Raw genomic sequence first — 25,336 nt, forward strand, 5'->3', positions numbered from 1 at the left:
GTCTATATTAAGATGCAACCTATAAATACAACCCATGGTATATTTTTGAAGGTATTTTGAGGGTTTGAGAAACATTCAAAACCTATAAGTAATATAAGAAAATGAATATACATAACCCTCTTTAAACAAAGCTTTTGAAAAGGATAAAGCTATCATTTTAGATTACGGTATAACCTCTTAAAGGCAATGTAAAAGAAGCGTATTCACTTTAAGATAGGGTTTCTTAAAAATCTTAAAGCAATCAAAATAAGAGTATCTAAAAGTGCAAGTTTCTTCTTTTTAGAATAACGCATATAAACACTCCTTTTAAGATTGTATGTAATCAACTTAACAAGAGAGGTATAGACTATGGTTATAAGACCTTATACCCCTTGTAAGGTTATCACACTCATTATGTGAGCATCTTTATAAGTTATTCAGTTTCTCTTAATACCAATTTGGGTAAGTTCTTAACGATTTTCATGGTTTCTAAACTTACCGTAATAACCCTTTGAAACAACTCCAATGGGTAAGCAGGGTTGCCAACGGTTTCAACAGCATAGCGATTGGCATCATTCACAATACCACTCTTTTTATCAGTCTTTACACATTGACGCTCCATAACCCATTCAAGAGCGGGTTTACCATTAACGATATACTCATAAGCTTCAAGAGGAATATCTGTCATGATGATATTGCTGTTATAAAAAACAGTCGATTTATCCTTTTCCTTACTATTCTTAATTTTTGCGAATTTCATTTCTGTAACGTAATAAAACTTTTCTGGATTAGAGATCTCTGTTTGTTTTGGATTACCCTTTTTAAAGGTCACTGGATAAGGCTCTACAGTTTCATAATTCACGTGCAAATGCCCTAGTTCATGTCCAGCATTAACAAACTTCCAAAAATCTTCAGCGCTTTTTACACAAGGGATGCGAGGCAATTCTTTAGAGAGGTTATCAGCATAACGAGCACGATAATCTTCCGAATGTAACAATCCGTAGACGTAATAGAACAAATTATCTTTAGTGATTTTTTCATTCGGATAAGCCGCTTGAAAATGGGCTAATCCTTCATCAGTAATGGCATCACGCCTCTGTAAACCAACTGTTTTACTTTCTTCTGTAGAATTCGCAAATAAATGAGATTGTTTTTCATTTTTGTCTCTTGAAACCGGAGCATCTTCATAGAAATATCGTGGAAAGCATTGACTAGCATTCATCACACCTAAATCAGGCAAATTCTTAGTCATAAGTGCAGAAAAGCCAACCATTGCTCCTATGCCTGTAACTTGTATGATTTTATTTTCAACCGCTTTCTCCATTGGGAATATACGCGGCGTTTGGTAAACTCTCTCATTGAAAGTACGATTATAATAAAGCCACTGTCGTGTAAAAGGGCGATATAAACTTTGCGTGAGGCATGCATCTTCGAATTTAAGAATTTTTCCTCTTACCAATTCTTGTTTAACATTATGGCTCCAGCTAATCTTGCTCTCATCTGCATTGATGAAATTGTTTACAGCATTTGCACGTATTTTATGATCAGCATGTGGATAGGCATCATTAAAACGTTCTACTTCGCTATTATAGAAAGTAATCATATTATCATATTATTTTCTAAAATCTTATAGCTTGAGTTATATGCCCAAGCATCACGGTTTGTTTTTAGACCACAGGAATAAATTTTAAAGAGCTTTTTATCATGTCCTTTTTTAACACCTATAGCTAAAAATTTTTTAAAACTGTCATCACGTTGCTTTATCCAATCCCCATGCTTATCCGGTGTAATTATTTGCCAACCTTGTTTACTCCGTGTAATACCATCAATGCTTTCAAGGGATTCAATCATTGTAAGCTTTTCTTGCCTCGTGAGATAGTCTCCAATATCACGAAAATATATCTTACCACGCTGTTGAGATTCTGGATTTTTAACCAAAATAGAGATAGCTATGGGAGCTCGAGATCCTTCACCAAAAATGCCACCACTTTCCTTTTTACGTTGTTCTCCAGAAGTCCGTGCATTCCCCCGTAAATGGAAAATATAAAGGCTGCTAAATTCTTCAACGAGGCATTTGCGTAAACCATCCATAGAATGTCCAGTAATAAAACCGGCATTTGTGACAAAGCCGATTACCCCAGCATTATCAATACGGTCACTAGCCCAGCGGATAGCGCGGATATAACTATCATATAACTTTTGCGTACTAGTTGCTTTCGATTTAGCTATATAAGTCTCACGAATACGATCATCTAATATGGGATAAGATATATTGGGATTATTATCGTTTTCATTCTTTTGTCCTACCGAATAAGGAGGGTTACCAAAGATAACTTTAATATCCAGTTTCTTTTGATGCTCTAAATATTCACTGTTTTCCTCTAGTAAACCTTTCATCAAATCTTGTTTTTCAAGCATCCGAAACGTATCAGCCAAACCAATATGCTTGAATGGGATATAATTCCCTTTCATCAAACTATGATAGGTCGATTCAATGTTAATCGCTGCTATGTAATAAGCCAGTAAAACAATCTCATTGGCATGAATATCATGACGGAATTTATATTCCATATCCTCTGGTTTGATGAGATTGGATTGTAATAGCCGCGTGATAAAAGTACCCGTTCCGGTGAAAGGATCGAGAATAGAGACACCCCGTGACCCTAAGCTTTTGCCAAATTCATTGCGCAACACATCATCAACAGAATGAATGATAAAATCAACAATCTCAACGGGCGTGTAAACAATTCCAAGCTTATCCGTGGTTTTCTTAAATGCCTTGGCAAAAAAACTTTCATAAAGTTTGATAATAAGATTCTGTTTTGCATGAGTTTCCGTAATGCCTGCTGTACAGAACATGACACTTTTGTAAAATTTATCAAGATCTTTCGTTTTCTCTTCGATATTTGTTTTATCCAGTTCCGTTAAGATCTTGTCCATTGCTTGCGAAATGGCATTGTTCTGTACAAATTCATTACCGTCAAATAAAGCTTCAAACACGGGACGCGTGACAAGATGTTGCGCTAACATCTCAATCGCTTCCTCTTGCTTGATTTCACTGTTGACGTTGTTCTTTAATTCCTTATGGAATGCATCAAAGGCGTGAAAGGCTTCACTCTTTTCATCGGAAATCATATCTTTAAGATGATTGATATGGTTTTGAGCAATCTCAGCAACATTGTTCGCCCAAATGCCCCAATAATCCGTGATTTTAAAACTATCCAGAAAAATGGCTTTGACAAAATCAAAAAATTCAGAACGGCGGAATAGGTCTCCTTGTCCTCCAGATACCGATTGAGATTTGCTTTCTGCTGTTCCAATGACACGTCCAGAACTTTCTGTTTTGGATGGTATCGAGATCTCATCAACCGTTGTGGTAAGCTCTTTTAATTCATTGGCTCGTTTAATCTCTATAATTTCAATCGTATGGCTGCTATCTTGTCCTAAAGACATCTGATTAATTGTCCGAGCAAGCCTTTCGTCATGAGAATGTAAAGCATGCAAAACTTGCCAAACAACACGGTATCTCTTATTGTTTTTTAAAGCCTTTTTGGCTTCTAAGTGTGAAGGAATGATAATGGGTAAAATGATATAGCCCGTTTTTTTATTTGGAGCACGACGCATCACACGCCCTACTGCCTGTATCACATCCACTTGGCTATTGCGCGGGTGTAAAAACATGATGGCATCAAGAGCAGGGACATCAATCCCTTCTGAAAGACACCGAACATTGCTTAAGATCCGACAAACGTTTTGCCCCGCATCTTCTTTAAGCCAATCCAATTCCTCATTGCGTTTTTTGACGCTTTGCGTTCCGTCAATATGTCTTACTTCACAGTTTAGAAAGGGAACGGTTTGAAGGAAATCATCAATATGAGATTTGATAATTTTATTAAAGAGCTTTGTTATATATTGAGAGGTGTTAATGTCTTTGCAAAAAGCTAAAGCACATTGCATGGGCTCTGTATCATCATCATCAACAGCCGCTTGCTTATCTATTTTGGTAAGTGCTCTATAACAGCCAATAATTTTTGCCGCATCATCTAAATCAATTTCACGGCTTTCATTGGCAATAATCTCCTGTATGGCTGGTGTGATATAGGTTTCATTAATACCCAAGACCACAATCTTGTAAGGAGTTAAAAGTTCATTATCGACAGCTTCCGCGAAGGTATAATGATGAAGTTGTTTGCCATAAAGGGTTTCATCGTCCATAGATGCCAAAACAGCATTGATCTCATCCGCCCGCCTTTTAGCAGTGTCACTAAAGATACGCGGCGTTGCTGTCATGTAGAGACGTTTTTTACCACGAATAATGCTGTTATCGTGAACCTTGATAAATTCAGATTCATTGTCTTCAGTTCCCAATGAAGCCCCAGTTGTTCTATGGGCTTCATCACAGATGATCAGATCAAATTCGGGTAAACCATGCTCTTTTTGTGCATCCGAAATCACTTGGATAGAATGATAAGTTGAAAAGACCACGGTCATTGCATCTGCTAGGGATTCACAAGCTTCTTTAGCAAGGGCTTGAGCATCCGTGGTAGCAGGGAGAACAAGATCTGATGTTTCCATGCCAACAATATCATCTTGATTTTTACGACGCTTGCCTACTTTCGTATCAGAACACACGGCAAAGGAACGCAACGGGACTTGTGCATCGGCTGTCCATTCACGGATTGTTTGCGAGACTAAAGCCAGAGAAGGTACCAGAAACAAAACACGCTTGCCTTTCCCAGCAAGGGTTTCTGCTATCTTCAAACTGGTGAAAGTCTTCCCCGTACCACATGCCATAATCAGCTTGCCACGGTCTGCTTCTTTTAAACCTTCACAGACTTTCTTGATGGCTTCTTCTTGATGGGGACGAGGCTCTTTTGTTGATTTCAGAACAACTTCTTTTTTCGTTGCAAATATTTGCCAGTCTATACGACTGTTTTCCATATGACGAAGGTCAATACGATAAACGGGTATCGCTTGTCCTTTAATCATGGCATTCACATTGTCACTTAATTCCACTTCTGTGCTGTCAACGAGAAGTCGATATTTAAAGATGTCTTTTCCAGAGGCAGCGATAAAGCTATCAATATCTTTTTTACTGATCTGATGGTCAGCTTTATAAAACTTACATTGAATAGCCACATATCCCTCTTGATGACGAAGCTTTGCCACCAGATCAATGCCGATATCATTTTTATTCCAACCTTCACGCTCTTTAGCCCATTCATAATAGCTCTCAACTTTTTCATATCGCCCATAGTGGAGAGGGTCATACATAAGATATTTTGTCACAAAATCTTCAAACACTTTCCCCCGTAGAGCATTTGATGTTGCCTGTTCACGATAGGATTGTAAAAGGGAGCGTAAAGTGAATTGTTCATTATCAGACTTAATAGATTGAAGCATATTGTAATAAAAATCCCTTGCCTTATGAGATGATTAATATTCATTAAAAGAATCAAAACGAATTCAATTAAATGCACTTAAAGCAAATAACGATAAAAATGGGAAAAAACTGCTAAAAAAGCCGATATTTTTTTCAAAATGGGTCTTTAAGGCTGCTTATCAACAGCCCATGACATGGAATAAGATCAGCAAAGTAGTGAAATTTGCTATTCATTTCACGTATTCATCAAGATAAATGTACTACGTTCTTTAAAATATCAGAATGAGTATTTTGATAGGTTTTGTCTGTTTTTAACCCCCCCAAAACACCTACAAAACCCTCTTAGATATATATTAAAAATTGTATTTATGTGTTATGTTTAATATAGGTTGTTTATTTAAAAGATTAACTTATTGAAATATAATAACTTTTATTTTTGACTAAAAAAATATATAAAGGGGGGGGTAAAAAGACCCCCCAAAACCCCCATACCCCCCCAAAACTAATGATGGGGAGTGCTTTAAAGGTTCACTGTTATATTGTTTAATGTTTTATAAGATTTCCAAATTGCCTCAGTGTGATGTCTTATGACTTTTCACTAAAGGGTGCCATTCATAACGTATGGTAGGTCGACCGCCTTGGGAGTTATTCTCTCCAGAGATTTCACGAATATAGTTACAACGACATAAAAGCTCTAAAGCTTGCTTAACGGTTTGATTGTCTGTTAAATATTTCCAATCACGTTTATAAACATCCCTTGCTGTAAAAACATCGGGTAAACAATCACAACGCTCGACAATTAATTTTGCACGCTCTGCTGTTAATGTATCCCCCGCCGCATAAAGTCTTTTGGCATGACTTAACAGATATTTTTCCCAACGCAAGGCTGTTGTAATGGCATAGAGACCAATTTCTAAACCACCACTATCAAGAAGTTCAAAAATTAACGCAAGGCTTGCTATGGTCTTTGGCATTTTTAAAAGATGCGATTGTAAGCTTTCTGAGTAACTACCTCCTTTTGCCTCTTTATGAAGATGCTCTAACCATTCATAAAACTTCACTTGTGCTTCAGCAGAAAAACGCATGATCAGTGGTTGTTCGGGAGAACCTAAGCGTTTATCACGAAAAGAGCGAAATACCCCTTCATACTTTTGCCAGACCTCTTGATTGGGCGGTTTATCAACCAATTGCCACTCTTTATTGTCATCGGGCCAGACAATCATTTGAAAGCGTTGCAATAAACCGTCATCGTTTATTCCACGGTGTATGGCTTGAATGAGCGGAATAATGCGTGAAGGTTGAATGCCTCCAATCATGGATAAAGTGACATAAGGGATAAAAATGGTTCCACGCTCTATACGGTCATAAGTAAATTGATCATCGCCATTAAAAGCTGTTAAATAAAAGGCGCGGTCTGATTGATATTCCTTTCTTTCTAGATTGGCTAAAAAGCCAGCCAATTCATCACGCACCATTAAGAGACCACGGGGGTTTTCTTTTAAGAGTTCCCCAAGCTTTTCAACAGACACATCATTGACAATAGTGTCATCTTCATTTTTACGAGTAGAAACTAAGCGGTGTGCAAAGTGCATTATGCAATCATATTCGCAATATTAGAAAAATAATAATTTATCATTATTTACTGATACGGAGCGCAGTATTGTAGAAAATAATTTTCTTCAATTACAAAATAAATAAAAATACAGTTGATTAAGGAAATTTTTTCTTTGTATGGAGCACACGTAAAATACGCACAACGCCATTTGAAATATCATAAATCATGATATAATTTGGATGTACAATAAGTTCACGTGTATTTACAATTCGTCCTAAACGACCAAGGGTAGGAAATTTAACAAGTTTTTCTACTTTTTCAGATAAAAGTTGATCAAACTTTAAGGCAGCGGAAGGATTATCTTGTGATATGTATTCACGTATCTTTTTGCGGTCAACGTGTGCTACTTGTGTCCAAATTAGCTTCATAAAGTTGATCTATCTAGTTTACTTTGTGTCTTTAAGCGCCATTCTTTTGCTTCTGCTTCGATTTCTTCAGAAGACATTATATCACTTGCATTAGCAGAATTTATCCCTAATTGAACTTGTTCCCGAAACCATAAATCGTATGCACTTTTTTCTTTTTGTTCTTTTACGATATCGCGCATATAATCGCGCAATAATTGTGCACCAGATCTATCACACGCCTTTGCTGCTTTGGAAAATTCATTTTTTAATACATCATCGACGCGAAAGGTAAATGTTGTCTCAGCCATTTTACGACCACTTAATGTGTTACAAAGTAGTTCTAATGTAATGTATTTTTACTGTTTCTTCAATAGGTACTATTAGAATAGATATTTTATATCTATTTTGCATTTTCATAGGGTTGAAAGGGACGCCCATAAATCAACGGGCTCTGATAACAACCCAGACAAAAGAGCCAGACCGGTTTCAATGCCTTCACAAATGACCAGATGTTTTGGATTGGCTTGGCTTAAATGCACCCCACCACCCGTTACAGAACCCAACATGGCTTTTGCTGGTTTTTGATCTGTTTTGCAGCCATTGTCTTTTAAAAAGGTTCTATGAATGGCAAAGGAACCAGCCCCCTTAACAAGAGCAATCAACGCGGGCAATGTACCCCCAGAGGGGTGTAGACATTTGTCGTAAAAGCGTAAATCTGTAGGCAAATCACATGTAATATCCCGCATACGTAAATAGGTTTCTGCTAAAGTATTTTTGATTGGTTGGCTTTGTTGCCAAATTGCTCTTTCTGCTTTCCTTTTTGCTTGTTTGAGATCAGCACAAAACTGTTTTGAGAAAGAGAGCGTCTGATCATAAGCTTGTTTTCCAAGCAATCCAATTCTAATAAGCGCTTGTATGATCTCTCTAAAAGAGCAGCCAGCATAACAATAGAGTAAAAGACGCCCATCATTTCCATTAGAAATAGATAAACTAGGCAGCCTATCATCATGAGCAGGGCAACGGGCTGTTCCATAACGCCCATGCCAAACCCCGCGCAAGGCACGTGTGATACCTTGCGCATTCTTAAAAGAACACATCATTGTAAATCCTATAACGTTGCGTCACAGGACGGATTGTGCTATCTCTAGGGTGATGAGTTTGAGAAAGCCTTGTCCGTCCTTACGTGACAAGGTTTTTTTTATGCCGCGTCACTTTGACGTTGCTGTTTTGCTTGCTCGATGACGATCCGATTGTAACCAACGGGACAAAAAACCAAATTTTAAAGGTTTTGGGAGAGAGCCATTGGTTACATGACGGCGGAATGTTGAGACACTCATATGAAGCAATTTTGCACTTTCACGGTCTGTCAAAAGAATATCATTTTCTGTCATACTAAAATCCTTTCTATCAAAAAATGGTAACAAATCATAACTATTTATTAACCACATTTTGGTTCATTTAGAAAGATGTTTTATTTATAGAAAACAATATTTTATCATATAAATTCTGATGTGATAATTTATGAGTCTAATTGAGAGCGAATGAGAGAGAAAGTTATCCACAGATCATGGGGTAAATTACCCCATATCTTAAGATTGACCAGTGACATAAGCCGCCCATTTATCCATATAGACACGGCGCTGTTCTAGATAGTCAGTACGACGATAGGCACGCTCTACTTTGCCGCCAACTGTATGACTTAGAATAGTTTCAGCGACCTCATAGGGAGCATCGGTTGTTTCAGCAAGCCAATTGCGTAAACTAGAACGAAAACCATGCGGGCAGGCTTCAAGTTTATTGTCTCTCATATATTTTGCCATACAATTCTCAGCAAGGGGAGCACGACCGGAAAAAGACAGAATGAAATTACTTTTGGAAATACAACGGGCTTGTTTAATCACTTTTAGCGCTTCAGATGATAGAGGTACGCGAAATTCTGTTGTAGCGTCACGCAAACCTTTCATATTCTCAGCAGGAATAGTCCATACATCATCTTCAATCTGATCTTCACGAATATGACGCAAAGGGTTGGTACGAACGCCTGTCAGGATAAGCAAGCGCAAAGCCAGTTGTGTTATGTTTTGTGTTTTACAGAGTAACTGATAAAAGGCGGGAACATCTTTCCAATCCATTGCAGGTCTATTAGTGGTTTTATGACGTTGTTTACCTAAGAGCGCGCGTGCTTTTTCTGTTGCTTGTAAATCAACATCTAACCCTAATGCAGCCGCATGTTTGAGACAAAGATTAAGACGATTTAGTGCTTTCTCTGCTGTTGCAGCTTTTGTATGCCAGATAGGAGCAAGGGTATTGCGTATCTCTGTTTGTGTAATCTCTGAAACGGGCAGACAGCCCAATTTAGGGAGAATATGAAGGCGTAATGGTAAAAACCAATCACAAGCTTTACCATCTCTTTTTAATTCAGCTTTACGGCTTTCAAAAGCATCTAAAGCAATGTTTTTTAAATAATGAAGATTACGCATTGCCTCACGCTTTTGTTTATCGCGTTCTTTAATGGGGTCACGACCCTCATGTAAAACAGCACGCCATTGGTTTGCCAATTCACAGGCTTTTTTTAAAGAGACATGTCTTAAGGCGCCCAACCCATTTCACGGCGCCGACCGTGAATGGTATAACGATAAAGCCATTGAGCACCACCATCTTTACGCTTATGGAGGATCAAGCCGGCACCATCATTATATTTGCCAGCTCCCAATGTTGCGACAGCCCTTGCGTTAAGACGATTCATAAGAACCATTTTCATTCCTTTCTTATACAGTTTTACCCACACGCCAGCCCCGCTTATGCCGTGCAAGCAAATGGGTTTGTTTGATTCAATATAAACAGACTTGAAATGAGAGAATCTTACGTTATTCGAGACTCTCATTCAACATACAAAACAGTGAATTATCATTATAAATCAGTGTGTTGTAGGTTTACAGAAAAAGACAAGCCGCCGCGTTTACCTTGGTTTATCAGGAGCCCCTTTGCTAATTTTTTATATTATTCAACGCCTATAACAGACGGTCTGAATGACAGAGAGCATCATGAACATCATCTCATGGCAGAGAGGGTTGGTGGTGTTGAAACGCGCCCCGTTAATGTGAGTGTAATTTATGGGATCAAGACATGAGGAGTTGAAATGTCATTAAAACCGTTTGCGATATCAGAGATTAGCGACCCGTCTCAAGTACGGGTCGTTTTGTATTCTGGGGGAGGTTTTGTACATGCGCCGCTTACTGGCGTTTTTGATTTACTGAAAGCCGCTTTGAAAACAGAGCTTGATGGTTCACTGAAAGATTTAGAGAAGCGCTTAGAGACCTTAAGAGAAGAGTTTGAAGATTTGAAAGAGTGTTCATTGGATGAAGCCCTCTGAATGAAGGAATAAAGCAGATGAAGATACCCGATCATGAACATGAATATTTGATACCTGTTGCAACGAAAGAGGAAATCAGAGAAGGGACTTCTCAAGACAGCGTTGTTGTTCCGAAGCTTTTAGGGACGGCATCTTTGTATTCGTATGAAACCTTTGCGCCGTTAGAGCAGGTTGTTAATGCACGTCAAGAAGCAGAAAAAGCCATGTCGCGTGCGAATGGTGCGCAACAGGTTGCAGAAGAATCGAAGAGGGTTTCGGAACAAGCGCTTAGCGAAGTGACGAAAACAGTTCAAACAGCGACAACAGCGCTTACGACGTCTCATGAAGCGAAGGAAGAAGCTAAAGCAGCGACGACAACGGCTAGCCTTGCGAAAGAGACAGCGGATACAGCCAATGGCTTAGCAGAAGAAGCCAAGAATACTTCTGATGCAGCGAAGCGCATGGCAGAAGAGACAAAAGCAGCAGTCGATAGAGCTACAGGGGAAATCAATAGTACGAAAGGTTCATTGGCTACGGCATTGCAAAGTTTTGTAGAGGTCAAGCAGAGCAGTGAGAATGCTGTTAATTTATCGACCGAAGCCAAGAGGTTAGCCGATGAATCGAAGACCATTGCAACGCGTGCAGAACAAACAGCAAGAGAAGCTTCACAAACAGCAACAGAGACGACGCAAGTAGCAGCGACGGCGGTAGCAACGTGTCATGAAGTTAAGACAGTAGCGACACAAGCAAGTATGAAGGCAGATGGAGCCAAACAGACAGCCGCTGATGCGAAGGATATTGCCGAAGAAGCAAAAGGTTTATCGGAACGGGCGACATCTTCTGTTAGAGAACTTACAAAAACAGCGTCTCAAGTACAAACGGCAGTAGAGAAGGCATTAACGGAGTCAAGAGAATCCAAACAGATAGCAGAGTCATCTAAGACACTCTCAGAAGAAGCCAAACAACTCGCAACAGAAGCCCAAAATGCCTCTACCAATGCGCTTACAGAAGCGAATGCTGCGAAGGATAAAGCATCTACAGCGCTTACCTTAGTCAATGATGTCAAGAATATTTCTGAAGAAGTGAAAGGTATTGCAGAAACGGCATTATCGACCGCTACCACAGCTAAACAGGCTGGTGATGAGATCGGGCAAAAAGCTTTAGAAGCGTTAACGAAGTCGAGTGAAGCTAAGAGTTTAGCGGAAACAGCTCATAGCACAGCAGTAAGTTCACAGCAGACAGCCGCTGATGCAAAAGCTAAAGCCGAAAGTGTAGAGACAGTTGCGAATGCAGCGAAGAGCACAGCAGAAGAAGCGAAAAGTGCAGCAGATAGTGCAATAGCGAAAGCGGAGCAAGCCCAACAGAGCACAACAGAAGCCTCTAGAATAGCTTTGGAAGCGAAAGCGGTAGCAGAGTCTGCGGTGCGTTCAGGAGAGACGGCAGGGCAGGTGAGTGGGGAAGCGGTGAAGGGCATAGCACAAGAGGCGAAGCGTAAAGCGGATGAAGCTGAAAAAATAGCACAAGAAGCCAAACAGACAGCAGGTTATGCCAAACATGATGCGGAGCAAGCGCGTAGTGAGGTGGAAAATGCAAAAAGCACAGCGAATGCAGCGTGGAATAAAGCCCACAAAGCGAATGAAACAGCAGATAGTGCTAAGCTTACAGCAAGTTTAGCAGAAACGGCAGGCGAAGAAGCCAAGAAAATAGCGGAGAAAGCCAATAACTACGCGTATGAAGCAAAAGATGAAGCCGGAAAAGCCAAGGAAATAGCCAATAGTGCAAAATATGCAGCAGGAGAGGCGCAAAAGGCAGCTGAAACAGCGGGTAAAAAAGCCGCGTCTTTAGAAGCAGCCGCAGAAGAAGCACAAAAAATAGCTAAAGAAGCCAAACAGACAGCAGGTTATGCTAACCATGATGCGGAGCAAGCGCGTAGTGAGGTGGAAAAAGTAAAAAGCACAGCGAATGAAGCGTGGAGTAAAGCTTACGACGCGAATGAAGCAGCCAATAACGCTAAGACTATAGCAAGATTAGCAGAAATGGCAGGTGAAGAAGCCAAGAAAATAGCAGAGAAAGCCGATGACCGAGCGTATGAAGCCAAGAATGAAGTAGAAAAAGCCAAGGAAATAGCGAGTAATGCAAAATATATAGCAGGAGAGGCGCAGAGGGCAGCCGAAACAGCGGGTAAGAAAGCCGCGTCTTTAGAAGAAGAAGCAGAAGAGGCACAAAAAATAGCCAAGGAAGCCAAGGAGTCTGCTGGTTATGCAAGACATGATGCGACGCAAGCGCGCAATCAGGCAGAAAATGCAGAGAAAATAGCCTCGTCTGCGAGGAGTAGGGTTATTGATATCAATCAAGTGGTTGAGAATTTTAAAGCCCCCGTAAGTTTAGCGCGGATGTACTCAGACGAAGCCAAGAAAAAAGCCGAGGCGGCAGATTCACAAGCCTATCAAGCCAAGAGCGAAGCCGAAAAAGCCAAGGAAGTAGCCGATAGAGCGAAAAGGACAGCAGAAGAAGCCAAAACAACCGCCGATACAATGAAGAAAGAGCTTAGTGGTATCAAGAGTTCTCTGGAAACAGCGACAACAGCTCATACAGTAGCTTCACAGGCAAAAGCGCTAGCGGAAGAGGTAAACAATTTACTGAAACAGTCCAATTTAACGGTTTTTTCAATTTCCACACCGTTTCTTGTAGCGACAGGCAAAGCGCAATTAACCGTGAAAAAAGGAACACGCATAACTTTGGCATTAGGCAATGATACTTTGGTTGCAAGTTATACGGTAGATACAAGAATAAGCGTTCCTTCTCTTTCGGCGGGGAAGGATTATTATGTTTATTTGGTACCGGAGGGAGATTCTCATAAAATTGTTGTATCAGAAAACTCTACGTATCCAAGGGATTACACAGTGAGTAATTCGCGAAAGATAGGAGGGTTTCATACGCTTTGTGCGGATGTTGGTACGATTTCCGGTCATCCATTGTCTGGTTATAGAGCAGGGGATATTTTACCCAATTCAGTTTGGTGTTTAAATCACCGTCCGCATAGTTCACCAGAGGGAATGGTCTACGACCCCTCTACAGATCTTTGGGTTGATATTTATCTTCAATCAGGGACGGGTGAAAATACGAAATCAATGTATCGTACCAATATAACAACAAACCGTAATTATACCGAACATGTAACAGATATGGCGCGTGTTAAAAAATCTTTACTGAGTGATGAAGCGTTTGCTTCTGCTATGTATGGAAGCAATGAAAAGACACATATTGTTGGCAAGAAAGAACCAACCTCTAAGGTTTCAGGTGGATATAAGGATACGGCGAATCGTCGAATGATCTCGCATATCGGTTGTGAGGATGGTTGCGGTTATGTTTGGCAATTTTTATCGGGCACGTTTCCTATACCCATAAGCCGTACGCAAAATACGTTTGAAATGAGAGCATTGTTAGGGGGTGGTAGCTGGAGTAATACAACGGATAATGGGCGTTTTACTCGAGCCGCCATGATCGTCAATGGTGGAAATGAACAAGTTGCGGCGCGTGGTTGTAGCCATTCCCGTGATTTGTGAGGAGGGGTAGATGATAGATTATCCAGAACATTTAAATAGCAAGCAAGATTATCTGAACATGCTTTCTTTTGACAAAGTTGAAACGGTAAGAAGGCTAGAGATGCTTTTAGCAACACGTTTTTATTGGGTCTTTGTTAAAGAGCTTGGAGAGGGAGAAGAGGGGATTGAAGATGACACGCATAAGGTTTGTCTAACAACAACCATGCCGTTTGATTCAAATGGTGATTTTGTAGAAAAGCGTTGTCAGTATGAATTACAGGAAAGCGACTATGCGCCGCTCTTTCAACTTGGCTTTCGTGTTGAAGAAGTCGAGCAGCTGATCAAAGAGCATAGCCAATAGAGATCATAAGAAAACATTTTTATGCCGCCTCACTTTTGTGGGGCTTTTTTATGGAGCGTCAGATGAGAAAGATATCGAAAGAAGGATTAGAGCTTATCAAACAATGGGAAGGTTTGCGTTTAGAGGCTTATCGAGATACGGCATGTGTCTGGACGATTGGTTATGGTCACACCAGCAATGCGGGTCACCCCCTTGTCAAAAAAGGCATGTGTATTAGCCAAAAGCAAGCAGAAGAAATCCTTTGTGAAGACTTAAAGCAATTTGAGCAGACAGTCGAGGAATCGGTGACGGTTTCGTTAACGGATTGCCAATTCGCGGCATTGGTCTCATTTTGCTATAATGTAGGAACAGCTGCTTTTCGCAAGTCAACCTTGTTGAAGAAGCTTAATCAAGGGGATTATGAAGCCGTACCCTTAGAATTACAGAAATGGAATAAGGTCGGTGGGAAGCCTCTTGCGGGTTTAGCCAACCGTCGAGCAGCAGAAGCGGGATTATGGGTAAAAGGGGCTTATGTTTCTTCGAATTATCAAAGGGTAGAAACGAAAACAGCAAGCGGTCTTTTAAAGATAGAAGCACTTGCCCCGATTATAGGGTCTTGTTCGGGGTTTGGAGGCTTGTTGGTTGGCAATGGTCCGGTGCAATGGGCTTTAGCAGGTATCATGGTTTTAGCGGCTGTAACGGGCATAGTGATTGTCGCCAAGCGGTTTGGGGAGCAACGTTTATGATTTTTTGGCTAAAGAAATATTCTCTTATGTTTACAGCGGCTTTAGCCGTTTTTTTTATGGCTTTAGCCAAGGCGTTTCAGCTTGGCAAGCAAAGCGAACGGCAAAAGCAAACAGAGAATGCTTTAAAGACAGCAACAACCCGTCTTGAGGTAGAAAATGAAGTTAATCGAAAAAGTGATGCTGGTGTGCGCTCTGAACTTTCTCGTTGGGTGCGCGGCAAATAGGTCTGTTTCTTGTGGTGGCTGGTTGCCCATTTATTTGGATAATCAGGATGTTGCGGTCATCAGTTCCAACCTTGCAAGAGATATTTTGAAGCATAACAAGCAGGGAGCCCATTTATGTGGTTGGAAAGATGGTCAAGAAACGAAGCAGCAAAGATAAAGATCTTACAGAAACAGAACAACAGCTCCTTCACGAGATGATAGAGACCTATCAAGGCTTAAAGATGATGTCACGCATCATGAAATTGATTGCCTTCATTCTCTTTATGTTTGTTATTGATTTTGCCCGCCTTATGGATGCACTCGATAATATCTTATCACATCTTAAAAGATGGTTAACAAAAAGTTAGATATCAAATCTCTCCTTTAAAAATATGATGAAACAAGAATTTACACAAACATTGTTTGCGTGGATGGGTGGTAAACACTATCTGCGTAAGAAAATTATACCGATTTTAAATAGCATTGACCATGAAACCTATGTTGAACCATTTTTAGGTTCTGGTGTTATTTTCCTAAATAAAGGACCAGCAAAATATTCCGTTATTAATGATTTGAATGGAGAGATCACGAATCTGTTTCAATGCGTTCAAAATGACTTTGATGATTTAGCTAAACGACTAGAATGGTTTGTTTGTTCAAGACAGTTGTTTTTTGAACTTGCGGCGATTGAACCAGAAAGCCTTTCCAAAGTTGAAAGAGCCGCCCGTTTTTTGTTTCTCCAACGTTGTGTGATGTATGGGAAAAAAGATTATGTCTCTTTTAGTTTTGGAAGGAAAAAGCCTATAGCATTTAATCCCGAAAAGCTGTTATCAAGGATGAGACGTGTTAGACAGAAGCTTCTTGATACGACGATCTTAAATTTGTCGTGGGAACGGGTTATCGAGCTATTTGATGCACCCGACAGTTTATTTTACCTAGACCCGCCTTATCTTGTGAAGAAGAAGTGTTACAGCTCTGGGAATTTTGTTGAAGATGATTTTGTGAGTATGGCAAAAGTTCTCAAAAGCATACAAGGCAAATTTGTCTTGAGTCTCAATGATTGTGATGCGGTTCGAGAGATCTTTAAGGATTTTGACTTTTTAGAATTAGAGACCCTTTGGACCTCTGGTTTTGCTAAAAAACCACCCCGAAAAGAACTCTTGATTCGTAATAATTGAAGAAAATCATAAAAAGATTTGTTAGAATCAGAAGAAATATTTCTTCTCTAATAGGACTTTTTATATGGTTACATCTTTTGGTAAAATTTTACGGAAACTTCGCATTGATCACTCCGAACGCCTCTTAGATATGGCTAAGAAATTAGACATATCTGTAGCATTTTTATCTTCTGTCGAGATTGGCAAAAAATCTGTTCCTGTAGGACTGGAGGAAAAGATCATAGAGCTTTATGGTTTAGATAAAGAGAAGGCTTCTCTCTTAAAAAAAGAAGCCTATTCTTATCGAAAAAGCATCATCATAAAGCCTTCTACTCCGTTGCAACGTGAAATTGTTGTTGCGTTTATGAGACTTTTAGATGGCTTACATCAAGAAGCGTTAGCAGACTTCAAAGAAACATTAGAAACATTGTGCGAAGCGTGCTTTATAGAGAAATGTTAGAAAATCCTATTCCCTAACTTTTATTTACGCGTCCCTCACTGTAAAAAATATATGGAAAATCAATAAATTATTTGTGATAGAAAAGAATGTGGCTCCCCGGGCCGGATTCGAACCAGCGACCAACCGGTTAACAGCCGGTTGCTCTACCGCTGAGCTACCGGGGAACGGTGCCCAATCATCTCGTTGAAAAGGCTATAGCAAAGCAATACTGATTTGCAAAGGATAAAATTACTTTTTTTAAAAAAATATGATAAATTGTGTAATAAGAGGAAAAAAGGCGAGAGAAGATTTCTACACCTTGACGGATGCGTTGCCTTCCCTTATTGAAACCTTTATGTTTGTTGACGAGGCCTCGTGGCGGAATGGTTACGCAGAGGACTGCAAATCCTTGTATCCCGGTTCGATTCCGGGCGAGGCCTCCAGCCGATTTTAAACGAAACGGCTTTTAAGGGAGATGAGGTATAGGAAAATAGATTATTTCCCTCTATTCTTGTGAAGACACTTTTGTATGAGAGATTATACAGTTAAAATCTAATTGTTGACTGTAGTATCCTTTTTTGTAACGCCCATAGTTTAAGAGATCTTTATCCCTTATTGTCGCTGTTTTGTTTGTTTTTTGTAGGTTAGGAGAAAATATTCGTTATGGTTGCAGATTTTGCTGAGCTTCGTCGCAAAATGGTTGACAATCAAATTCGTACAGTCGATGTAACGGATTTATCAATTCTTGAAGCCTTTTTAACGGTATCTCGTGAAGATTTTGTATCGGAAGATATGAAAGTGTTAAGTTATCTTGATACTGATATTGTTCTATGTCCAGAGCAAGATGGGGTTCCTGCACGCTATTTGATGAAACCTGCGTCTCTAGCGAAATTACTACAGCTTGCCGCTGTAAAATCATCAGATGTTGTTTTAGATATTGGTGCAAATAGTGGTTATTGTGCAGCGTTGCTTGCAAAACTTGCAGGGTCTGTGATTGCGCTGGAAAGTGATAAATCTCTCTTTGAACGTGCTCTTGAAGCTTTAGAACGGAATCAATGTGATAATGTGGTTGTCGTTCATGGTCCATTAGAGAAAGGATATGCCGTTGAGGGACCTTATGACGTGATTTTCATTGAGGGATCTGTTGATTTTATTCCTCAAGGTATCTTTGATCAAATGAAAGACTGTGGACGTCTTGTTGTGGTTGAAGGGCATGGAAATGCTGCTGTTGCACAAATCTATATAAAAGAAGATGGGATCATCTCGGCTCGTCGTGCTTTTAACCTCGCTGTAAAGCCTCTTCCTTGTTTTTTCAAAACACCTGGTTTTGTGTTTTAGTGCTTGTTTGTTTTGTGAATAAAAGATAATTTTGTAATTTATTTGGGGTTTGTTATTGTGTGTATTATGTTTAGAGTAAACAAGAAGTTTCAGGCGTGTTTATTGCTGGTGTTGAGTGTTTTTCTATCAGAGGCTGTTTGTGCTGAAACATTGATGGATGCCTTTTCTAAGGCTTATAAATATAATGCTAAGTTGAATAGTGAACGTGCAGCTGTGCGTATATCCAGTGATGATGTTGTCATTGCGCGATCGGGGCTATTGCCACAAGTTGAGGGGGTTGGGAACTATGGGCGCAATAAGTCTTTTACAGGTCCTTATGTCACTTCTGGATCTATAGGAGTGAGATTAAATCAAAGATTATTTGATGGTTTTATCACGCAAAATATCTTTTCTTCAGCTCAAGTTAAGTTGCAGGCTCAGCGTGAATATCTTCGTAATGTTGAACAAAATACGTTTCTAGAGGCGGTGACCGCTTATGCTAATGTCTATCACGCACGTCGTGTTGCCGATCTTCGGAGAGAAAATTTGGCAGCTCTTGAGGAACAAGTTCGTTCTAATAAAGCAAAATTTGATGTGGGTGAAGGAGGGCATGTTGATCTTGCTCAAGCTCAAGCTGCACGTTCCGTGGCGGTTTCAGAGCTGAGTCTTGCTCGTTCTGATGTAAAAGCAGCAGAGGCAGTGTATCGACAAGTTATTGGTTCTGATCCTGAAAAGTTAAAACGCCCACCTCTAGCCAAAGATTTTCCCGTCAACCTTGATATGGCTTACCAAATGAGCGTTGTGATGCATCCAGCAATCCTTTATGCTAAATATTTAGTTGATGCGAGTGTTTATAATGTAAAGGCGAAAGAAGGGGCATTGCTCCCTAAAGTTGATTTTTCTGCAACAGCATCTTATAATCGAATCTACAGCGGGGTTGGAGAAGATGGCGTTTCTAAATCGATAGGGTTGTCAGTAAGTGTCCCAATCTTTGAAGGAGGGCGTACGTCTGCGCAAATTCGCCAATCAAGGGAACAGCTTGGACAGGCGCAGCTTCAACTCGATTTGGCGCATAGTAATACGCGACAAGCACTTACTTCTGCTTGGTTTCAGTTGGAGGGCGCACGCTCATCTGTTGTTGCTTACCGTGAAAGTGTTCGTGCTGCTGAAATTGCTCTGAAAGGTCGTGTTCAAGAAAATCGCGTAGGGCAAGCAACGACGCTGGATGTTTTAAATTCTCGTACTCTATTGATTAATGCTCAGATTGCGCTTGCAATGGCAGAGCGTAATGCTGTTGTGGCGAGCTATAGTGTTCAATCTTCTATTGGTAAATTGACTGCAAGTTATTTAGGTTTAAAAACAATTAAATATATCCGATAATACATAAAAGTATCTCTTTGAATCTTATTAAATTATTTTAGTTTTTAAAAGATTAGTAAATCAACAGTTGAATATGTTGAAAGATATTGCGGCGAGATATTATTTTTACTAAGTGTAGAAAACTGTGTGTAGCGCCCTCTTTATGACAAGCATATTTGAAAATATCGTAGGAGGCATGTTGATCTTATAATTCTTTTGCATACACTGAAAATATGATTCTATTTGTTGTTGCGTCTTTGAGAGGTTGTAAAGTATGGTACAGAGTTCAAGCGTGTTACGTGAGCCAAGTATGGATGAAATTTTAACATCTATTCGTGAAATAATCGAAGAAAATGCGGTTCAATCTGATCACTTTTTAAATGAAGATGTTGCAGTGAATGCTTCAGAAGTTGCATCCGAGGGTATTTATGATACAACCTTATCGGTTGATGATGCTATGAAAGCTTTAGCTGATCGTATTGGTCTTTCTTCTGAAAATCAAGGGGGGAAGATAACGCAAGAAAAAGAGGATATAGAGGCAGAAAATAATACAGTTGGTATGGATATGCAAAAGATGAAGCTTTCTTCTGAAGAACGGAATTCTGTTTATAAAGCAAAAGAATATGAAGATGAGATAAGGAAATCACAGTCAGACGCAGGAAGGGATGGTCATGTGGAATTGTCTGCATATTGTATTTCTTCTGCAGAAAAGATTGCAAAGGATGTGTTGCGTCCGGCTATAGCAGAATGGTTACAGTCTAAATTGCCTATTTTGCTGGAAGATATTTTGCGTGAAGAGATTGTGAAGGCGATTAAAAAATCGTCTTAATTATTTTTATGTTTTTCATTTTATGGGGATTTTGTTTGCGATTTTGCGAGCTCTCTAGTGAATGGCTGAGATTCACGAGATTCTGATCAGGTTTTGATCATATATTGTGTTTTTCAGCGGCGTTATGGATGGATAGAATGTTAGAAAAAAACTATGATGCTTCCTCTATAGAGCAACGGGTTGCAAAGAGATGGGAGACTCGTGGGGCTTTTAAAGCGGGAGCTGGTTCTAAAAGCGATGCAGAACCTTTTTGCGTTATGCTTCCACCTCCTAATGTTACAGGCTCACTTCATATGGGGCATGCGCTCAATACGACAATTCAAGATATAATAGTTAGATTTCAGCGGATGCGTGGCAAAAATGTGTTGTGGCAGCCTGGTATGGATCATGCTGGGATTGCTACGCAAATGGTTGTGGAACGTCAACTTGCAGAACGTCAAGAGCCAACGCGTCAAGAAATGGGGAGAGAAAAGTTTATTGAGCGTATTTGGGAATGGCGTTATGAAACTGGAGGCGTTATTGCAAACCAGTTGCGTCGCCTTGGGGTTTCATGTGATTGGTCGCGTGAGCGGTTTACAATGGATGAGGGGTTGTCGCAGGCGGTTCGTGAAGTCTTTGTCACGCTTTATAAGCAAGGGTTGATATATAGGGATAAGCGCCTCGTCAATTGGGATCCTAAATTGTTGACAGCTATTTCAGATCTTGAAGTTGAGCAAAAAGAAGTTCAAGGACATTTGTGGCACTTTAGATATCCACTTGAAGGTAAAATTTTTGATCCAAATGATGCGACAACTTATATAACAGTGGCGACAACACGACCAGAAACAATGCTTGGTGATACAGGAATTGCTGTTAATCCTGAAGATGAGCGTTATAAAAATCTTATCGGTAAAAATGCTCTTTTGCCGCTTGTTGGTCGTAGGTTATTAATTGTTGGTGATAGCCATGCTGATCCTGAGGCTGGAAGTGGTGCTGTAAAAATCACACCGGCTCATGACTTTAATGACTTTGAAGTAGGACAGCGTAATCATTTACGCTTGATCAATATTTTTACCCAGCAAGCCGAGATTTTTCTTCGTGAAAATGAAGCATTTTTCGATGGTTTGATTTTATCAGATGAATTAAAAATGTTAGTAGAAAATCTCGATAAATCTGATCGTTTTGTTGCTCGCCAGAAGATTGTTTCTTTGATGGAAGAACAGGGATATTTAGCTTCTGTTGATGATCATACCCATATGGTTCCTCATGGAGATCGCAGTGGTGTCCCTATTGAGCCTTTTTTGACAGATCAATGGTATGTTCATGCTGCTGAATTAGCAAAGCCAGCGATAGAGGCTGTTCAACAAGGCAAAACGCAGTTCGTTCCAGATAACTGGAAAAAGACGTACTTCAATTGGATGGAAAATATTCAACCTTGGTGCATTTCTCGCCAATTATGGTGGGGACATCAGATTCCTGCTTGGTATGGTCCTGATGGAACGGTTTTTGTTGAAAAAAGTGAAAAAGAGGCTTTAGATTCAGCTTTTGCTCATTATGGTGAGGTTGTTGAATTAATCCGTGATCCGGATGTTTTAGATACTTGGTTTTCATCAGCTCTTTGGCCTTTTTCAACATTAGGATGGCCAAATAAAACGACTGAATTATCTACTTTTTACCCAACATCTTTATCTGTGACAGGATTTGATATTATTTTTTTCTGGGTTGCTCGTATGATGATGATGGGACTTCACTTTATGGGTGACGTTCCTTTCCCAACGGTTTATGTGCATGCTCTTGTACGGGATCAAAAGGGTGCAAAGATGTCAAAATCAAAGGGAAATATTATTGATCCCTTAGAGCTTATTGATCAATATAGTGCTGATGCACTTCGATTTACTTTAGCTATTATGGCAGCACAAGGTCGTGATGTAAAACTTGATGTTTCCCGTATTGCTGGTTATCGTAATTTTGCTACGAAATTGTGGAATGCTACCCGATTTGCACAGATGAATGGTGTGAAGCATGATCCAGCTTTTAAACCAGAACAAGCAAAACTGGCGCTTAATCGTTGGATTTTAACAGAGTTATCTAAAACAATTTCAGCAGTTACGACTGGTATTGAACACTATAAATTTAATGAGTCAGCTGCCACTCTTTACCGTTTCATTTGGAATACATTATGTGATTGGTATTTGGAGCTTCTCAAACCTATTTTTCAGGGGGAAAATGAAGATGCTAAAAATGAGGCTCAAGCTTGTACTGCTTGGGTTTTAGATGAAGTTTATAAACTTCTTCATCCTTTTATGCCTTATATGACGGAAGAGTTGTGGTATCTTACAGAAACGCAAGCCATCAAGCGTGAGGATATGCTCGCATTGACAAAATGGCCAGAGGAAACATTGATAGATGAAGAAGCTGCTGATGATATTAATTGGCTTATTGATGTCGTCACAGGGATTCGGTCTGTACGTTTTGAAATGAATATTCCAGTGGCGACACAAGCACCTCTTGTTGTTGTTGAAGGAGGGGAAGTAACGCGAGAGCGTGTGAAGCGTTATGATGCACTTCTAAAAAAATTAGCGCGTATTGAAGTTATTGATTTCTCTGATAAAGTTCCGGAAATATCAGCACAAATGATTTTGGGAGAGGCTGTTTTTTGTTTACCATTAGGACAGTTGATTGATTTGGAGGCTGAACGTGTTCGTTTGAGGAAGGATGTCAGTAAAATTGAACAAGATATTGAAAAAATATCGCTTAAGTTAAACAATCCCAAATTTATAGCAAATGCAAAAGCAGAAATTGTTGAGCGTGAGCGGAACAGGGTTGTAGAACTGCGTGCAGCGCAGAAAAAAATATTTGTTGCTTTAGAGCGGTTAGATTGATTTCAACTTTTTATTTTTTTGATAGATAATTGCATACCAGTAGGGCTAGTATAGATCTTCTTTAAAAGGAAACTTTTTCTTTTGTTAGTTTTTCATGAACGATCATAAAATCTCTACTGAAATCCATTGTTTTATGTTTATCATTAAAGAGACATCTTTTAAGGCATCCAAGCCTATTCCACGACGTAGATCATGAATGGTATAACGGTAAATCTATTGAGCTTCCCTTCTTTATGCTTGTGAAGTAACAAGCGCTGGGGGCACCATTCTGTCCAATATCCGGACAACCCTTAGCTCAAACCGTTCGTAAGAGGCATTTTTAGTTCTTTCTTACACAGAGTTTTTATCCACATAGCTCTCTCTACTTGTAATGTGCAAGCGGATGGTTTTGATTGATTTAACATGGAACAGGTTTGGAATGAGAGAATCTTACGATATTCGAGGTCCTCATTCAACATGCAAAATGGTAAAGTATCATTATAAATCAATATCTTGTTTTATTTCTGTGAAATATCATCATTTAGAGTAGCAATATAAGGCATGTAAAATTACACATGTGGTATTTTTGTATGTAGTGGTGAGTATTCTGAGGTAGAACTTGTGTGTAAAGTATGAAGTAACCCCATGTGAAATGATGTTAGGTGCAATCCGTTAAACAAAAAGCTGTATTGTTTATAGATTGACGGAGGCAAAAAACTTCATCTTTAAGGTGGTAAGGCAGTCGTGAAGTTATAAGTTAACTATCATCATTATATTTATCCATCTTTCGTATTGTTTTTTATACTCAAACGTTTACCATTCATCATGTATTCTCTTCGTTCTCAAGTTGCTGTTTAATGCACGTTATTCTATTGAACGATTTTTGCTCATACGTATAAAATTTTAAGATCGATAAATCCTATTGGATGGTTTTTATCTATTTGTTTTTTCTTTTAAAATTTTTACTTTAAAATTGCGTATGCTTCTTACTAAGAAAAAGAGTTTAAATATCTACAAAGAAATTTGTAACAGATATAATCATTAAAATTGAGGTAGGGGGAATGGTTAATAGGTTTCAGATATGGAAAAAAGTCACGATTGTTGTGATTTTAGAGGGATTCTTTTCGACTGTTTATGTAATAGATGTCAATAGCTTGCAAGAAGCGAATGATGGTTCGTTTTATTTTTTAAAACGTGGCATGTCTGTTTATAAAAATGGGCATATAACTCAGGCTATTGCAGCATTACGTTGTGCTGCTAAGAGAGGCTATATTGGTGCGAATTGGAAACTTGGCTCTATCTATGCAAACGGTGATGGTGTCCCTAAAAATGATTATAAGGCATATAATTTTTTTGCATATATTGTTGAAAAAGGTGCTGATCTTGGTTCAGAGGATGAAAGTTATGTTTCTGATGCATTGATTAAACTTGCCGGATACATAAAAAAAGGTATTCCTCAATCACCTGTGAAACCTGATCCTTCTTATGCTTCTCATCTTTATATGCAGGCTGCGGTAAACTATGGAAATCCTAAAGCTCAGTATCATTTAGGAAAAATATTTTTAAAGGGAGAGGGAAGGGAGAAAAATCTTATACAAGCAGCACGATGGTTTCAACTTTCAGCAAAAAAAGAAAATCCTTCTGCCCAAGCAATGCTTGGAAATATACTGCTTAAAGAAGGAAAAATTGTCCGTGGGGCAGCAATGTTAACTGCTGCCTATAAAAAGCTAACGTAAAAGACGAAAATTGGATTCACCCTTTGCAAGAAGAGGCTTTTGCTCTTTGTAATGAATCTGAGAGACGTACAGCAATTTCACTGGTTGTTGAGATTTTAAAGAATAACAGTTTTTAAACATCTGATTGTAATATTTTTACATTCTCTCAT

14 protein-coding genes, 2 tRNA genes and 7 pseudogenes are annotated in these 25,336 nt (G+C 39.4%); 15 read left to right on the forward strand and 8 right to left on the reverse strand.

Annotated elements, in window-relative coordinates; translation table 11 throughout:
• Nucleotides 1-412: 412 nt before the first annotated feature.
• The 7 genes and pseudogenes from ACFINS_RS08195 to ACFINS_RS08225 form a co-directional block, all read right to left on the reverse strand.
• Nucleotides 413-5,382 (reverse strand): annotated as a pseudogene (locus ACFINS_RS08195) (DEAD/DEAH box helicase).
• A 552-nt stretch (nt 5,383-5,934) separates the two neighbouring features.
• Nucleotides 5,935-6,933, reverse strand: a pseudogene (locus ACFINS_RS08200) (DUF3987 domain-containing protein); the annotation flags it as partial.
• Between the two features lie 139 nt (nt 6,934-7,072).
• Complete coding sequence (locus ACFINS_RS08205) at nt 7,073-7,345, reverse strand: type II toxin-antitoxin system RelE/ParE family toxin (protein ID WP_375610964.1); 273 nt, start codon at nt 7,343-7,345, stop codon at nt 7,073-7,075.
• Nucleotides 7,342-7,632, reverse strand: a complete 291-nt coding sequence (locus ACFINS_RS08210; RefSeq protein ID WP_375610963.1) for a CopG family ribbon-helix-helix protein — start codon at nt 7,630-7,632, stop codon at nt 7,342-7,344. Before ACFINS_RS08210 ends, ACFINS_RS08205 begins: the two co-directional genes overlap by 4 nt.
• A 111-nt stretch (nt 7,633-7,743) precedes the next feature.
• Nucleotides 7,744-8,424: pseudogene (locus ACFINS_RS08215) on the reverse strand (virulence-associated protein E); the annotation flags it as partial.
• Between the two features lie 98 nt (nt 8,425-8,522).
• Nucleotides 8,523-8,715 (reverse strand): annotated as a pseudogene (locus ACFINS_RS08220) (helix-turn-helix transcriptional regulator).
• 198 nt (nt 8,716-8,913) lie between these two features.
• Nucleotides 8,914-10,079, reverse strand: a pseudogene (locus ACFINS_RS08225) (tyrosine-type recombinase/integrase).
• 177 nt (nt 10,080-10,256) lie between these two features.
• On the opposite strand from ACFINS_RS08225, the pseudogene ACFINS_RS08230 reads away from it, so the two are divergent.
• The 9 genes and pseudogenes from ACFINS_RS08230 to ACFINS_RS08270 form a co-directional block, all read left to right on the forward strand.
• Nucleotides 10,257-10,454 (forward strand): annotated as a pseudogene (locus ACFINS_RS08230) (phage tail protein); the annotation flags it as partial.
• A gap of 9 nt (nt 10,455-10,463) precedes the next feature.
• A complete protein-coding gene (locus ACFINS_RS08235) occupies nt 10,464-10,697 on the forward strand; it encodes a hypothetical protein (protein WP_375630375.1) in 234 nt (77 codons plus the stop codon).
• A gap of 17 nt (nt 10,698-10,714) precedes the next feature.
• Nucleotides 10,715-14,242 (forward strand): hypothetical protein, encoded by a 3,528-nt coding sequence (locus ACFINS_RS08240; RefSeq protein WP_375706077.1) that lies wholly within the window; start codon nt 10,715-10,717, stop codon nt 14,240-14,242.
• 10 nt (nt 14,243-14,252) lie between these two features.
• Nucleotides 14,253-14,582, forward strand: a complete 330-nt coding sequence (locus ACFINS_RS08245; protein WP_375706078.1) for a hypothetical protein — start codon at nt 14,253-14,255, stop codon at nt 14,580-14,582.
• Between the two features lie 62 nt (nt 14,583-14,644).
• Complete coding sequence (locus tag ACFINS_RS08250; RefSeq protein ID WP_375612676.1) at nt 14,645-15,307, forward strand: lysozyme; 663 nt, start codon at nt 14,645-14,647, stop codon at nt 15,305-15,307.
• Nucleotides 15,304-15,531, forward strand: coding sequence for a hypothetical protein (locus ACFINS_RS08255; protein WP_375611041.1), 228 nt, complete (start codon nt 15,304-15,306; stop codon nt 15,529-15,531). The genes ACFINS_RS08250 and ACFINS_RS08255 overlap by 4 nt, the downstream gene beginning before the upstream one ends.
• A gap of 116 nt (nt 15,532-15,647) precedes the next feature.
• Nucleotides 15,648-15,878, forward strand: coding sequence for a hypothetical protein (locus tag ACFINS_RS08260; RefSeq protein WP_375651362.1), 231 nt, complete (start codon nt 15,648-15,650; stop codon nt 15,876-15,878).
• A gap of 24 nt (nt 15,879-15,902) precedes the next feature.
• On the forward strand, nt 15,903-16,688 hold the full coding sequence (locus ACFINS_RS08265) for a DNA adenine methylase (protein WP_375621686.1): 786 nt from the start codon (nt 15,903-15,905) through the stop codon (nt 16,686-16,688).
• Between the two features lie 64 nt (nt 16,689-16,752).
• Nucleotides 16,753-17,127, forward strand: a complete 375-nt coding sequence (locus ACFINS_RS08270; protein WP_375651363.1) for a helix-turn-helix domain-containing protein — start codon at nt 16,753-16,755, stop codon at nt 17,125-17,127.
• A gap of 89 nt (nt 17,128-17,216) precedes the next feature.
• On the opposite strand, the gene ACFINS_RS08275 is transcribed toward ACFINS_RS08270, so the two are convergent.
• A tRNA-Asn gene (locus tag ACFINS_RS08275) sits at nt 17,217-17,291 on the reverse strand.
• Between the two features lie 184 nt (nt 17,292-17,475).
• On the opposite strand from ACFINS_RS08275, the gene ACFINS_RS08280 reads away from it, so the two are divergent.
• The 6 genes and pseudogenes from ACFINS_RS08280 (at nt 17,476) to ACFINS_RS08305 (ending at nt 25,303) form a co-directional block, all read left to right on the forward strand.
• A tRNA-Cys gene (locus ACFINS_RS08280) sits at nt 17,476-17,549 on the forward strand.
• Nucleotides 17,550-17,769: 220 nt separating this feature from the next.
• A complete protein-coding gene (locus ACFINS_RS08285; RefSeq protein ID WP_375696427.1) occupies nt 17,770-18,444 on the forward strand; it encodes a protein-L-isoaspartate O-methyltransferase in 675 nt (224 codons plus the stop codon).
• Nucleotides 18,445-18,510: 66 nt separating this feature from the next.
• Complete coding sequence (locus ACFINS_RS08290; RefSeq protein WP_375651365.1) at nt 18,511-19,803, forward strand: TolC family outer membrane protein; 1,293 nt, start codon at nt 18,511-18,513, stop codon at nt 19,801-19,803.
• 253 nt (nt 19,804-20,056) lie between these two features.
• A complete protein-coding gene (locus ACFINS_RS08295) occupies nt 20,057-20,611 on the forward strand; it encodes a DUF2497 domain-containing protein (RefSeq protein ID WP_375612445.1) in 555 nt (184 codons plus the stop codon).
• 137 nt (nt 20,612-20,748) lie between these two features.
• Nucleotides 20,749-23,472 carry a valine--tRNA ligase gene (locus ACFINS_RS08300; protein ID WP_375638316.1) on the forward strand — a complete coding sequence of 908 codons (2,724 nt, stop codon included), beginning with the start codon at nt 20,749-20,751 and terminating at the stop codon, nt 23,470-23,472.
• Between the two features lie 1,040 nt (nt 23,473-24,512).
• A pseudogene (locus tag ACFINS_RS08305) lies at nt 24,513-25,303 on the forward strand (tetratricopeptide repeat protein).
• The last annotated feature ends 33 nt before the right edge of the window (nt 25,304-25,336 follow it).

Origin of the sequence: Bartonella sp. AA2SXKL, from assembly GCF_042197205.1 — a bacterium.
In the GTDB taxonomy this organism is placed as follows: Bacteria; Pseudomonadota; Alphaproteobacteria; order Rhizobiales; family Rhizobiaceae; genus Bartonella.